Genomic DNA, 13,806 nt, shown 5'->3' with positions numbered 1-13,806 from the left:
GAGAACAGGCTAAGGCCCCGCGAAGTTTCAGAAAAACTGATTAAATCGGATTGGGTGATCGATTTTTACGGTCAATCTGAAGATCGCCCGAGTCAGGAGGTCAGCGCCCGATCGCGCAGGCGGTGCCATGCCGACAGTCGCGCATCGCGCGGCTGCGGCAGCATTGCCGGATCAAATCGAGTCGTCTTCCCTGCCATCGTCGCGGCCTCGTCCAGGGAGCGGAACAATCCAGCCCCCAGCCCTGCCAGCATGGCCGCACCCAGCGCCGTGGTTTCCACATCCGCCGGACGGTCCACACTGACATCGAGCATATCAGCGATGTCCTGGGCGATCCAGTCATTGGCGCTCATGCCGCCATCGATCCGCAGCTGGCGCCAGGGCGCGCCGTCGGCAGCGAAGGCGGTGGCGAGGTCGGACAATTGGTGCGAGAGGGATTCAAGCGCGGCGCGGACGATATGCGCGCGGGTCGATCCCTGGGTGAGGCCAGCGATGACGCCGTTCACATCTGGCCGCCAGTGCGGCGCACCCAGCCCCGCCAGCGCCGGCAACATCAGCACGCCGCCGCTGTCGGTCACGGAGCGGGCCAGCGCCTCCGTCTCCGCCGCCGATCCGATCAGGCCGAGCTGATCGCGCAGCCATTTGATGAGATTGCCGGCAATGAAGATCGATCCTTCGAGCGCATAGATGCGCTGGTCGCCGATCCGGTAGAGCAGGGTGCCGAGCAGGCGATGGCGCGAGGCCGGCAGCTGCGCGCCCATATTGGCGAGGATGAAGGCGCCGGTGCCCAGGGTCGCCTTGGCATCGCCGGGCGTCAGGCAGGCCTGACCGATGCTGGCCGCCTGCTGATCGCCCGCCAGTCCGCGGATCGGGATGGCACCGCCGAACAGCTCTGCCAGCGTTTCGCCAAAGGCGCCGGCATTGTCGACGATTTCGGGGAGCGCAGCGCGGGGCACGCCGAACAGGTCGCACAAGGCCGGATCCCAATCGGTGCCATCGAGCGCCACCAGCTGGGTGCGGCTGGCATTGCTGGCGTCGCTGACATGCAGGCCGCCGGTCAGTTTCCATACCAGCCAGCTTTCGATCGTGCCGAGCGCCAGCGCGTCCCCCGCCTGCGCCACGGCCGGCACATGATCGATCAGCCAGCGCATCTTGCTGGCGGAAAAATAGGGATCGACGACGAGACCGGTGCGCTGTTGCAGCATCGCTTCATGGCCGGCTTCGCGCAGCGCCGTGCATTGCGCCGCCGTGCGCCGATCCTGCCAGACGATGGCGGGCGCCAGCGGCTCGCCGGTGCGCCGATCCCAGGCGACCACCGTCTCGCGCTGGTTGGTGATGCCGATGGCAGCGATCCGGTCCGCGCCGCCCGCCCGTTCCACCATCTGGCGTGCGCAATCGCGCGTACGGGTCCAGATTTCGGCGGCGTCATGCTCGACCCAGCCGGGCTGTGGATAATATTGGGTCAGTTCCGCCTGCGCCATCGCGATGCGGCGGCCGTCGGGGGCATAGAGCATCGCGCGGGTCGAGGTCGTCCCCTCGTCCAGCACCAGCAGATAGCGGTCGGTCATGCCCTCTCCTCAAGCCAGGCATCGAGCGCGGCAAGCTGCACGGCGTCGAAGCGCAGACCCAGCTTGGTCCGGCGCCAGAGAATATCATCGCTGGTCTGCGCCCATTCGCGCGCGAGCAGGTAGCAGAGTTCCGCTTCGGTCAGGCCATGGCCGAAATCCCGGCCCAGGTCCGACCAGTCGCGCGCCGCGCCCAGCCAGTCGCGGGCACGGGTGCCATAGGCGCAGCCGATCCGTTTGGCCGTGTCGAGATCGAGAAAGGGGTAGTCGCCGGCCAGCGCGGCGACGAGATCGGCCAGGCCGGTCATCGGGAAATCGCCGCCGGGGAGCGGCGCGTCCGCCGTCCAGTCATCACCCGCGAGCGCAGGCAGGAGCGGCTTCAGCAGGGCGATCGCATCGGCCGCGAGATGGCGATAGGTGGTGATCTTGCCACCATAGATGCTGAGCAGTGGCGGCGCGCCCTCCTCCCGATCAAGATCGAGATGATAGCCGCGCGTCGCCGATTCCGGCCGGGCCGATCCATCGTCGATCAGCGGCCGGACGCCGGCAAAGGCCCAGACGACATCGGCGGGGCTGATCGACCGGGCGAAATAGCGGTTCGCCCCCTCGCACAGATAGGCGATTTCCTCGGCACTGGCCGCGATCGGATCGACGCCGTTCTGATGATCGCGGTCGGTCGTGCCGATCAGCGTGTAGAGATGCTGATAGGGGATGGCGAAGAAGATCCGGCCGTCGGGCAGCTGGAAGAAATAGGCCATGCCATGGTCGAACAGGCGCGGCACGACGATATGCGATCCGCGCACCAGCCGGATGAGCCGGTCGGCGCGGCGATCGGCCCGATCCAGCAGGTCGAGCACGGCGGGACCAGTGGCATTGACCACGACCCGCGCATGGAAGGTCTGTGCCTGCCCCGCCGCATCGCGGGCATGGATACGCCAATGATCGCCCGCCTGCTCCAGCCGCAGCACCTGCATGCGGGGGCGGATGTCGGCGCCATGATCGGCGGCGTCGCGGGCATTGAGGATGACCAGCCGGGCGTCATCGACCCAGCCGTCCGAATAGACATAGGCGGGGCCAAAGCCGGCCCGCAGCGGCGCGCCGGCGACATGCTGGCGCAGGTCGATCGCCTCCGTCGCCGGCAGCGCGCGGCGGCCACCGATATGATCGTAGAGGAAGAGGCCGAGGCGCAGCAGCCAGCGCGGGCGCAGCCCCTCGACCCAGGGCAGGACGAAACGCATCGGCTGGATGATGTGCGGCGCGATGCGCCACAGCCTTTCCCGTTCAGCCAGGGATTCGCGGACCAGGCCGAAGGCCCGATGTTCCAGATAGCGCAGCCCGCCATGGATGAGCTTGGTCGAGGCCGAGGAGGTGCCCTGTGCCAGGTCGCCCCGTTCGAGCAGCAACACGCTGGCCCCCCGCCCCGCCGCATCGCGCGCGATGCCGCACCCGTTCACCCCGCCGCCGATCACGGCAAGGTCGTGGATGAAAGGGGCCGTCTCCTGCGTCACGCCGCCGTTCTAGCGGCAAAATGCTGCCCCCGATATTAACGAAGGCAAGATCGTGAAAATTCATCCGGCCAGCCCCATGCGCGATAGCCCATGGTGCCGGCCGGATGTCTGCGAGCCCCCGCGCTCGTCAGAAGGGCGCGCCGTCAGGCGAGGCTGTCGACCACCAGACCGCTATTGCTGCTGCTCGTGGCGCTGCTGGTCGATCCGTAGAGCGACTGGCTGAGGCTGGAGCGGAGATTTTCGAGGAAGGCGATGATCGAATCCAACTGATCGGTGGCGCTGGTCGCGCTCGTCTCGCTGGTCGTGCTGTCGTCATCGCTGCTGTCCTCGACCGGGCGCGGCGGCGGTGGGCCGCGCATGCCCTGCGGCCCCTGCATCCCGTCCATGGCGGCCAGGCCGTCGATGCTCATACTGTCTTCGCCATCGGACGACGCCCCCGCGCCGCCCGGTCCCTGGGCAAAGAGGCTCTGCAACTGCGCCGCCTGATCCTCGGTCAGGGTGCCGGCCGATACCTGATCATCGATCAGGGAATCGATCCGATCCTTCATCGAAGACGGATCGAGCCGTGAACTGCCCGAACTGGCGGAGCTGCTGAGCGCGGAATCGATGGAATCGAGCGCGGTTTCGAGCGCGTCGCCATCCGTCTCCGAGATGGAGCCGACCTCCACCGCGGCGTCGATGCGATTGGTCATCGACATGCGCGGCGATGGCGGCATGGTCATGTTGTTGTAACTGCTGATAGTCGTCATGCTGGAAGTCCCCACTTCGTTTAGCGGGACCATTCATGCCGAATAAGTCTGAAAAAACATTGTATTTCAATCATGTAATTGATTGAAATAGAGGCGCTACACTGACCAAGAAAAGGTTAAGCGCGCGCCCTTACCCGATGATATCAGGCCTTTTCCAGCGTGCATTGCAGCGGATGCTGGTTCTGCCGGGCGAAATCCATCACCTGGTTCACCTTGGTCTCGGCCACTTCATAGCTGAAGATGCCGCACACGCCGACGCCGCGCTGATGGACGTGCAGCATGACCCGCGTCGCTTCCTCCATATCCATGCGGAAGAAATGCTGGAGGACATGCACGACGAACTCCATCGGGGTGTAATCGTCGTTCAGCATCAGCACCTTGTAGAGCGAAGGCTTCTTGGTGCGGGTGCGGGTACGCGTGGCGACGCCGATGTTCGGGTCATTGTCGCCCGTATCGTCCTGATCCGGACCGGCCCTGAAGGGCGCGCCTGCCGATGCGTTGAAGAGATGGTTCATGATGCAGAAGAATATGGCGATTTGTCCTGCCAAGGCAAGGGGGCCGACCGCATGCCATCGCTGCGTAACCACGTTTCCCCGGCGAGAAAAAAGGCGATGCTCCGACCGGAGCACCGCCCTTGTTCATCATCCCGGCCGGATATCGGCCCGGAAATTCGGCTGTAAAATCAGTCCGCCTCAGGCGGCGAGCGACTTCACCTTGTCGGTGACCAGGGTCACGCGCGCGGTCAGCGGCTGGCTGATGTCGCCGGCCAGCTTCATGAAGGCTTCGCTGCTCTTGGCGGCTTCCTTGGTGAACTCGTCGAAGCTGCTCGACAGGAACTGGCTCTGCAGCTGGAAGAATTCGGTCGGGGTCTTGGCGGTCGAGAAGCTCTTGATCGAGGCGGTCGCCTTCTCGAAGCTCTTGCGGCTGTAGTCGACGGCTTCCTGACCCAGCGTCTCGAAGCCCTTGGCCGCGATCTTGCCCGACTCCACCAGCGCTTCGACATTGCCCTTGGCGATATCGCTCAGCTCTTCCATCGCCTTGGTCGACTTTTCGACACCGGCCTTCGCCTTCTCGTTCAGGTCGGCATAGGCCGTTTCCATCTTGGCCTTGGTATCTTCGGCGAACTTCTTACCGGTTTCGAGGATATCGTTCATGATCAATGTTCCTTCCGTGGCAGGCAGCGTCTTCGCTTTGGTCTTCGGGGCGGACACAGGCTCCGGAGCCACTACCGCCTCAACATCTTCAACAATCGGTTCGGGCGCGGCATCCACCGCCGTCGTCGCCGCGACCACCGCCACCGGATCGGCAACGGGTGCCGGTTCCGCAGCAGGAGCTTCAGCAGCCGCGACCGACGCCGGCTTCTTCGCTACCGGCTTGGGCGCAGGCGCCTTTGCCGGAGCAGCCTTGGCGACGGGTTTGCGCGGGGCAGGCTTTTTGGGCGCGGGCTTCTCACCCAGGGCGGACTCAGCGGCCTTGAGTGCCTCACTGGCAGACAAGGTTGCGGAACCGCTTTTCGCGACCGGCTTGGCACGCGCAGACTTAGGGGTAACGGCCATCGACCATCCTCCGTTTGTTGCACTGCACAATAAGCCTTATCCCAAAGGATTACAAGGCCCATTGTGCAGTGCAACAAATCAGACATATTGATGTTTCGGCACTGATCGGCAGCCAATGGGGAATGGCTGAAATCCGTGCCTCTACCGGGCTTTTACGTAACGTCCGGGCGCATCTTCTATTGCCCGAAGCTTGCCGCCGCCCGGCTTGCGCGCGCCGCGGACAGCCACCTCGCGCGAATCGATGCCGCGCAGCCATTCGGCCCAGTCCGGCCACCAGCTGCCCTTGGTCTCGCGCGCAGCCGCAACAAAATCATCCAGCGTCGGCTGCGGCGCGTCGGCGGTCCAATATTGATATTTCTGCGCCACCGGCGGGTTGATGACGCCAGCGATATGGCCCGAGCCTGCCAGCAGAAAGCGTACCGGCCCGGCGAGATGCTCGGTCAGTTTCCACACGCTTTCGAGCGGGGCGATATGATCCTCCTTGCCGGCCTGGACATAGGCGGGGGTGTGGATCTGCGTCAGGTCGATCGGCGTGCCCGCCACGCTGATCGCGCCGGGCACCACCAGCATATTGTCGCGATAGAGCTGGGTCAGATAGTCGCGATGCCAGCGCGCCGGCAGATTGGTAGTGTCGCCATTCCAGTAGAGCAGGTCGAAGGGCGGATAGTCCATGCCGAGCAGATAGTTGTTGACCACATAGTTCCAGATGAGGTCGCGCCCGCGCAGCAGGTTGAAGGTCGCCGCCATGTAGCGCCCGTCGAGAAAGCCGCTGGAGGAGAGACGATCGACCAGCTTCATCTGCTCGTCATCGACGAACAGGGTGAGGTCGCCGGCCGCGCTGAAATCGACCTGCGCCGTGAAGAAAGTCGCGCTCGCCACCTTGTCCGCTTCGCCCCGCGCGGCCAGCAAGGCCAGCGTGGCGGCCAGAGTCGTGCCGGCCACGCAATAGCCGATCGTGTGGACGCTGGGCACGTTCAGCAGGTCGCGCACCGTGTCGATCGCGTCGACCTGGCCGTTCAGGATATAATCGTCCCAGACCATGTCCTTCATCGAGGCGTCGGCCGATTTCCACGAGACGAGGAAGACGCTGATCCCCTGGTCCACCGCCCATTTGACGAAGCTCTTCTCGGGCGAGAGATCGAGAATGTAGAAGCGGTTGATCCAGGGTGGGAAGATGATCAGCGGCGTCGCCAGCACCCTGGGCGTCGAGGGCGCATAATGGATCAGCTGGTAGAGCGGGGTTTCGTGAACCACCTTGCCCGGCGTCGCGGCGATGTTGCGCCCCAGTTCGAACTGGGTGCCGTCGGTATGGGTGAGCTGGCCCTTCTCCATGTCGGCCAGCATATGCTGGAGGCCCTTCACCAGATTCTCGCCGCCGCTCTGGATCGTCTTTTCCACGACCGTCGGATTCATCAGCGGGAAGTTGGACGGTGCCATCGCGTCGAGCATGCCGGTGGTGGCAAAACGCAGCTTGGCCTTCGCCTTGGGATCGACGCCGTCGACCGCATCCGCCAGGTTCATCAGATAGTCGGAGATCAGCAGATAGCTTTGCCGGATCAGGTCGTAGAAGGGATGGGTCGTCCAGGCCGGATCGGCAAAGCGCCGGTCCTTGCGCGCGGCCGGGCTGTCGGCCGGCGGCGGATCGGGCTGGTCGCGCAGCAGGCCGCCGGAATCGAGGAAGCGCTGCCACAGCGCCAGCCCTTCATCGGCAAAGCTGGTCTGGATGCGGGCGACGGTCTCGGGATCGAAGGGCAGCACCCGGCCGGTCGCGCCCGCCGCCTGCTCCAGCATCAATTGCTGCGCGCGACCCAGCACCTGGGTCCATTTCTGCATCTCCGCCAGGGTCGGGAGATGGGGCTCCAGGACATCCTGCGTTTCCATGGCCACCTTCCTCCTCCTGGCATTGCCGATATCAGCCGCTTTCACTGGCGCGCCGCAGCCTGGCGGGTTATAGCCAGATTGTGACACGCCGAATGCGTGCCACGCACTATTCCTTACCGAGAGCTTTCAGGAAAGCCCCTATAATGTCCGAAGAATTCTACCGCATGAAGCGCCTGCCGCCCTATGTCATCGCCGAAGTGAACGCGATGCGAGCCGCAGCCCGCGCCGCGGGAGAGGATATTATCGACCTGGGCATGGGCAATCCCGACCTGCCGCCGCCCGATCATGTCATTGCCAAGCTGGTCGAAGTCGCCAGCAAGCCGGACGCCCATGGCTATTCCCAGTCCAAGGGGATTCCGGGCCTGCGCAAGGCGCAGGCCAATTATTATGGCCGCCGTTTCGGCGTCGATGTCGACCCGGAAACCGAAGTCGTCGTGACCATGGGGTCGAAGGAAGGACTCGCCAGCCTCGCCACCGCGATCACCGCGCCGGGCGACGTGGTGCTGGCGCCCAACCCCAGCTACCCGATCCACATGTTCGGCTTCATCATCGCAGGGGCCACCATCCGGTCGGTGCCGACGACGCCGGACGAGAATTATTTCCGCGCGCTCGACCGCGCCATGGCCTTCACCGTGCCGCGCCCGTCGATCCTGGTGGTCAATTATCCGTCCAACCCGACCGCCGAGACTGTCGACCTGGCCTTCTACGAGCGGCTCGTCGCCTGGGCGAAGGAGAACAAGGTCTGGGTGCTGAGCGACCTCGCTTATTCCGAGCTTTATTATGACGGCAACCCGACGCCCTCCATCCTGCAGGTGCCGGGCGCCAAGGATGTCGCGATCGAGTTCACGTCCCTGTCCAAGACCTATTCGATGGCCGGCTGGCGCATCGGATTTGCGGTCGGCAACAAGCAGTTGATCGCGGCGATGAGCCGGGTGAAGAGCTATCTCGACTATGGCGCCTTCACGCCGATCCAGGCGGCGGCCTGTGCCGCGCTCAACGGCCCGCAGGACATCGTCGCCAAGAATCGCGAACTCTATCACAAGCGTCGCGACGTGATGGTCGAGAGCTTCTCGCGCGCCGGTTGGGACATCCCCGCGCCGCGCGCGTCGATGTTCGCCTGGGCGCCGCTGCCGCCCGCGCTCAAGGACATGGGGAGCCTGGAATTTTCCAAGCAGCTGCTGACCCATGCCAAGGTCGCGGTCGCGCCGGGCGTGGGCTATGGCGAGGATGGCGAAGGCTATGTCCGCATCGCCATGGTCGAGAATGAGCAACGGCTCCGCCAGGCGGCCCGCAACATCAAGCAGTATCTCAAGTCGATGGGCGTCAACACGCCTTCGTCGAAGGGCGCTGCCTGACCTTCACGCGCGTTGCGCGCCCGAAACATGACCATGATCGCCGTCGGACATTGGTTTGTCCGGCGGCGTTTGCTTTAGGCCCCCCTTGCCCCTTGGCCCGCGATCAAGGATAGAAGCGAGGGATGAGAGGACCAAGTCGATGATCCCCCTTCCGCAGGTCAGTCAGGTCGCCCAGACGATCCAGCTGGCGCTTGCCCCCGTCTTCCTGCTCGCCGGTATCGGTGCGTTCCTGAACGTCTGCGTCAGCCGCTTGGCGCGCATCATCGATCGCGCCCGTGCGGTCGAGGAATGGGTGCTGAGCACGCGCGGCAAGGAACATGACCGGATGGTGAGCGAGATCCGCGTGCTCGACCGGCGCATGAGCGTGGTCAATGGCGCGATCTTCCTGTCGGTGGCGTCGGCCTGCGCGGTCTGTCTGGTCGTCATCCTGCTGTTCGCGGGCAATCTGTTCAACGCCCATCTGGGCACGCCGGTCGCGATCCTGTTCAGCCTCGCGATGGTGCTGCAGGCGGCCGCCTTCGGCACCTTCATCCAGGAAATCCGCCTGGCGTCACGCACCATCCATATCCGCAACGAGGTGCTCTACCACAAGGTGGAGGAGGAAGAGGCGGCATGACGCGCTTCACCGTCAACGACCGGCCGGTGCAATATCGGATGGATCCGGAGACGCCCCTGCTGTGGGCGCTGCGCGATGCGTCGAACCTGACGGGGACCAAATATGGCTGCGGCACGGGCGATTGCGGCGCCTGTACCGTGGATATCGATGGCGAGGCCGTGCGGTCCTGCCAGGTGACGATCGGCAAGACCGAGGGCCGGTTCGTGACCACGATCGAGGCGCTGTCGCCCGATCGCGGCCATCCGCTGCAACAGGCGTTCGCGGCCGAGAATGTCTCCCAATGCGGTTACTGCATGTCCGGCATCATCATGGCGGCGTCGGTATTGCTGCGACGGACCAACGACCCAACCGATGCGGAGATCGATGCGGCGATCACCAATATCTGTCGCTGCGGCGTCTATCCCCGGCTGCGCGGTGCGATCAAGCGCGCCGGCCGGATCATGCGCGGCGAGGACCAGGCCGGGGATGGCCCGATCCAGGCCGCGCCCCCGCCCGGCATCGCGCCGGACGAGGCGGTGCGCACCGTGCCGGCGCTGCGCAAGCCGTAAATATCGGCCTTAACCGAAACGATAGCCCGAAACCGTCCAGCCCAGCACCGTGCTGCGATGAGCGCTGATGGCGGTATCCTCGCCGCCTGCCCCCAGCGCCACCATCAGCGGCAGCAGATGCTCTTCGCGCGGATGGGCGAAGCGGGCATGGGGCAGATGATCCCAGGCGGCGACGCGCGCCGCCCGCCGAGCCGGATCGGGATCGGTCACCGCATCGCGCAGCGCATCGTCCCACTCAAGCGAAGGCGCCGTCGCCATCGCGCCGCGCACGCGCAGATTGTGGAAGCTCATGCCCGATCCGACGATCAGCACGCCTTCGTCGCGCAAGGGAGCCAGTGCGCGACCGGCAGCGATATGGGCGGCCGGATCGAGATCGCGGCGCAGCGACAATTGGGCGACCGGAATGTCGGCATCGGGCAGCGCGACCTTCATCGGGATGAAGACGCCATGGTCCCAGCCCCGTTCGGATTCGCGCGCTGTGGGAAAGCCCGCCTGTTCCAGCAGTTCGGCCGCACGATCGGCAAGCGCGGGCGCGCCCGGCGCGTCCCAGCGCAACTGATAGGTGTGCGGCGGGAAGCCGAAATAGTCGAACAGCAAGGGCGGCCGGGTGCCGTCATGGACGGTGAAGCCGGGCGTTTCCCAATGCCCCGACACCAGCAGGATCGCGCGCGGCCGTTCCGGCAGGTCGGCGATCAGGCCGGCAAGATAATCCTGCATCGGCTGCCACATGGCGTCGCTGTGCGGGTGCTGGGGAGCGGCGGGGTCCATGAAGAAGCAGGGACCACCGCCATGGGGGATAAACAAGGCTGGCTGTTTCATGCCCGCCTAGATCGGATGTCGGCGCCGCCCGCGCAACGCGCCAGGCGGAAACCGACTGTTTCCGGTCAGCCCCTGGCCAGCATCGGGGCGATCGCCTGGGCCAGGGTCGCACCCGAATAGGGTTTCTTGAGCAGGATGACGTCGCTGAATCGATCCGGCAGGTCGAGCCCGTCGCCATAGCCGGTGGCGAAGAGGAAGGGCACGCCGCGTTCCGCCAGCATGTCCGCGATCGGCAGGCTGGTTTCATTGCCCAGATTGAAGTCCAGCACGGCGAGATCGACCGGATGGAGCGTGATCGCCTCATGCGCGCGGCCGATGCTGGCGGCGGTGACCACCTGCGCGCCGAGGTCGCGCAGCGCATCCTCGCCATCCATGGCGATGATCATATTATCCTCGACCAGCAATATCTGCCGGCCCTTGAGCAGATGCGGCGAGGGAGCGGGCGCCGGCTTGGCGCGATCGGTGCCGGCCACGTCGGGCAGGATCGAGGCGACATGGGCGGACGGAATGCAGAAACGCGCTTCCAGCCCCGCCAGCCGATAATTGACCTCCGCCCGGCCATCCAGATCATAGGGAATGGAACGCTCGATCACGGTCGAGCCGAAGCCCCGGCGCGAGGGCGCGACGACGGCCGGGCCGCCGCTTTCCAGCCAGTGGAGCAGCAGGCTGCCCTCGGCATCGACATGCCAGTCGATCGCCACCGATCCATTGTCCGACAGCGCACCATATTTGGCGGCATTGGTCAGCAGTTCGTGGATGACGAGCGCCAGCACGGTGAAGGCGGCGGGGGTCAGCAGCACATTGGGACCGGTCAGCTTCACCCGGTCGCGCCGGTCGCCGAGATAGGCGCCGGCCTCCACCTCGATCAGGTCATAGAGACGCGCGGGCGCCCAGCGATCGGCAGTGATCTGGTCATGGGCACGGGCCAGTGCATGGACACGGCTTTCCAGCGTGCCGATGAACTGGTCGACCGACATGGCGCTGTCGCGAGTCTGGGAAATGAGGCCACGGATCAGCGCGAGGATGTTGCGGACGCGATGGTTGAGTTCCGCGATCAGCAATTCCTGCTTTTCATGCGCGCGCTGCCGTTCCTCGTCGGCGGAATCGGACAGGCGCAGGATCACTTCCAGCAGCGCCGTGCGCAGCGCTTCGGCAACACGCAGTTCGGCCGGCATGAAGGCGACGGCCGTGCCCTTCACCAGTTCCGACCATTCCTCGAAACTCTTGCGCGGGGTCAGGCGCGGGCCGTTGGGGCCATATTCGATATGCTTGTCCTGCTTGCCGGCCCAACGGACCGAGCGCAGCTGTTCGGCGCGGAACAGTACGACATAGTCGCGCGGCCGGCGCGAGATCGGAATGGCGAGCAAGCCGGCGGCGCGATCGGCATGGGCCAGGGCTTCGGGCATGATGCGGGCGATGCTGTCGGTGGTATAGACCTGACTGGCGGCGGTGCGGTTGAGCATCGACACGATCGCGGCGAAGGAGGGTTCGTCCGGGGTCAGGCCCGACAGGGTCATCTGCCCGTCGATATAGATGCCCACGCCATCGGCGGGGATCGTGTCGAAGATGATGTCGCCCAGCCAGCGAGCGTTGGTCATCAGGTCATGATCCTGCGCCACCGCAGAGAGCAGCCGGTCGGCGACCTGACGCGCCTTGCCCTCATAGCTGGCAGTCTCTGCCCGCTCGCGCCCTTCCAGCATCATCGAGAAGATCTGGCCGAACAGTTCGGCGGCGCTGCGCTGCGCGAAGCTGGGCAGGCGCGGCGCATAATGATGACAGGCGAACAGGCCCCACAGCTTGCCATCGACGATGATCGAGATGGAGAGCGAGGCACCCACCCCCATGTTGCGCAGATATTCGATATGGATCGGCGACACCGCGCGGGTGACGCAGAGCGACATGTCGAGCGCGGCGCCGGAGGGATCGAGCGCCGGGATGACCGGCACCGGCGCCGCATTGATGTCGGCGATCACCCGGAAGATGTTGCGCATGTAGAGCGCGCGCGCCTGCGCCGGGATGTCGGAGGCCGGATAATGCAGGCCGAAGAAGCTGTCGATGCCGGGACGCAGCGCCTCCGCAACCACCTCGCCATCGCCATTGTCGGCGAAGCGATAGACCATCACCCGGTCGAAGCCGGTGAGCGCCCGGACCTGGCGCGCGCCATCACGCAGGAAGGCGGTCATGCTGTCCGCCTGCGCCAGCCGCGCGACCATCGAGCGGACCATGGAACTGGCCTCCATCTCGTCGGGCACGGCGGGTTCCGCCTCGATCACCACCAGTTGGCCGGAGAAATGGACGGCCACGTCGAAGGGCGCACCGCCCTCCACCAGCGGCAGCGAGAAGACCCGTTCCACCGAATCGGGGCCACGCAGCAGGGTGATGCGGTTGCGCAGCGTGTGGATCGCATCGGCGGAGAAGATCGCGCTGATCGGCTGGCCCAGCATCTGGTCCGGCGCCAGGCCGATATGGTCGGCGCTATTGGTCGAGACGCGCGATACCAGCCAGTCGGCCGTCAGGGCGACAAGAAAGCCGAACGGCTGGACCGTGCCAAGCACATGGATCGGCTCGCGATCGCAATTATTGATGTCGACGGTAAAGCCCTGCACGTCCGGGCTGGTCATATCAGTCACAGGCGACCTCCCGTTCGGCGCGCGCGCCGGCTTCGAACAGGGTGAAGGCCGTCCGGGCGCCGGCGATCGCATCGTCCAGCCAGTCCGCATCGCCCTCAGCCGCTGCGTCGTCCAGTTGCTGCTGGAAGGCGACCCAGCCGCCCTTGCCATGAACGGCGGAAAGATAGGCGCGGGGCAGATCCTGGGCGACTTGGCGCGCAAGCATCGCGCCGCCCAGGCGCGATCCTTCGAGCGCATAGAGCAGGCCCCAGCGGAAGCCATCGCCGCCAGTGGACGGCATCGACAGCGGCGCAGGCATAGCCTCCCCCAAGGCCGCCAGATCCTGCGCCATCAGCGCGAGGCGCGGCGAATCGGGCTGGGCGACCGGCTCCAGCGCGGCGATCGCGCGGGCATGGGCACGCAGGAACGCCCGGTAACCGGACGCGGAAGCGAGCGAAAAATGGGAAAACAGGTCATCGACCCGTTGATGGCTCTCCATCGTCGCGGCGCGCAGGGCCTGTCTTATGCGGCCGGCATCGGCGGTTCTTATCACCCGTTGGTCCTAAAGGTTGTTTGTCGGCACTGCACTGATCTGGATCAGCT

At 65.4% G+C, this 13,806-nt stretch carries 12 protein-coding genes; 3 read left to right on the top strand and 9 right to left on the bottom strand.

Annotation, left to right across the window (positions count from 1 at the left end):
- Positions 1-92 precede the first annotated feature (92 nt).
- The 6 genes from ACI6S0_RS22175 to ACI6S0_RS22150 form a co-directional block, all read right to left on the bottom strand.
- Complete coding sequence (locus ACI6S0_RS22175; RefSeq protein WP_434404363.1) at positions 93-1,565, bottom strand: FGGY family carbohydrate kinase; 1,473 nt, start codon at positions 1,563-1,565, stop codon at positions 93-95.
- Positions 1,562-3,070 (bottom strand): glycerol-3-phosphate dehydrogenase, encoded by a 1,509-nt coding sequence (locus ACI6S0_RS22170; protein WP_434404361.1) that lies wholly within the window; start codon positions 3,068-3,070, stop codon positions 1,562-1,564. Before ACI6S0_RS22170 ends, ACI6S0_RS22175 begins: the two co-directional genes overlap by 4 nt.
- Before the next feature lie 143 nt (positions 3,071-3,213).
- Entirely contained in the window at positions 3,214-3,819 is a 606-nt protein-coding gene (locus ACI6S0_RS22165; protein ID WP_434404360.1) for a hypothetical protein, read from the bottom strand.
- A 143-nt stretch (positions 3,820-3,962) separates the two neighbouring features.
- Positions 3,963-4,334 carry an ATP-dependent Clp protease adapter ClpS gene (gene clpS, locus ACI6S0_RS22160; protein WP_004209974.1) on the bottom strand — a complete coding sequence of 124 codons (372 nt, stop codon included), beginning with the start codon at positions 4,332-4,334 and terminating at the stop codon, positions 3,963-3,965.
- A 177-nt stretch (positions 4,335-4,511) separates the two neighbouring features.
- Positions 4,512-5,375, bottom strand: coding sequence for a phasin family protein (locus ACI6S0_RS22155; RefSeq protein WP_434404359.1), 864 nt, complete (start codon positions 5,373-5,375; stop codon positions 4,512-4,514).
- Between the two features lie 141 nt (positions 5,376-5,516).
- Positions 5,517-7,256 carry a PHA/PHB synthase family protein gene (locus tag ACI6S0_RS22150; RefSeq protein WP_097385300.1) on the bottom strand — a complete coding sequence of 580 codons (1,740 nt, stop codon included), beginning with the start codon at positions 7,254-7,256 and terminating at the stop codon, positions 5,517-5,519.
- Positions 7,257-7,399: 143 nt separating this feature from the next.
- Between ACI6S0_RS22150 and ACI6S0_RS22145 the strand changes: the two genes are divergently transcribed.
- The 3 genes from ACI6S0_RS22145 to ACI6S0_RS22135 all read left to right on the top strand — a co-directional run bounded on the left by ACI6S0_RS22145 (position 7,400) and on the right by ACI6S0_RS22135 (position 9,775).
- Complete coding sequence (locus tag ACI6S0_RS22145) at positions 7,400-8,611, top strand: LL-diaminopimelate aminotransferase (RefSeq protein WP_004209971.1); 1,212 nt, start codon at positions 7,400-7,402, stop codon at positions 8,609-8,611.
- A gap of 139 nt (positions 8,612-8,750) precedes the next feature.
- A complete protein-coding gene (locus tag ACI6S0_RS22140) occupies positions 8,751-9,227 on the top strand; it encodes a DUF2721 domain-containing protein (RefSeq protein WP_037507334.1) in 477 nt (158 codons plus the stop codon).
- Positions 9,224-9,775: a (2Fe-2S)-binding protein gene (locus ACI6S0_RS22135; RefSeq protein ID WP_017499095.1), complete on the top strand. Its 552-nt coding sequence runs from the start codon at positions 9,224-9,226 to the stop codon at positions 9,773-9,775. The genes ACI6S0_RS22140 and ACI6S0_RS22135 overlap by 4 nt, the downstream gene beginning before the upstream one ends.
- A gap of 9 nt (positions 9,776-9,784) precedes the next feature.
- Here the strand turns inward: ACI6S0_RS22135 and ACI6S0_RS22130 are convergent, their stop codons facing one another.
- The 3 genes from ACI6S0_RS22130 to ACI6S0_RS22120 form a co-directional block, all read right to left on the bottom strand.
- Entirely contained in the window at positions 9,785-10,594 is an 810-nt protein-coding gene (locus ACI6S0_RS22130; RefSeq protein ID WP_434404358.1) for a DODA-type extradiol aromatic ring-opening family dioxygenase, read from the bottom strand.
- Between the two features lie 65 nt (positions 10,595-10,659).
- On the bottom strand, positions 10,660-13,215 hold the full coding sequence (locus ACI6S0_RS22125) for an HWE histidine kinase domain-containing protein (RefSeq protein WP_434405988.1): 2,556 nt from the start codon (positions 13,213-13,215) through the stop codon (positions 10,660-10,662).
- A 1-nt stretch (position 13,216) separates the two neighbouring features.
- Positions 13,217-13,702, bottom strand: coding sequence for a biliverdin-producing heme oxygenase (locus ACI6S0_RS22120; RefSeq protein ID WP_434405987.1), 486 nt, complete (start codon positions 13,700-13,702; stop codon positions 13,217-13,219).
- Between the last annotated feature and the right edge of the window lie 104 nt (positions 13,703-13,806).

The organism is Sphingobium sp. DN12, assembly GCF_051058005.1.
In the GTDB taxonomy this organism is placed as follows: domain Bacteria; phylum Pseudomonadota; class Alphaproteobacteria; order Sphingomonadales; family Sphingomonadaceae; genus Sphingobium; species Sphingobium yanoikuyae.
This window is presented reverse-complemented; position numbering and strand designations above follow the sequence as displayed.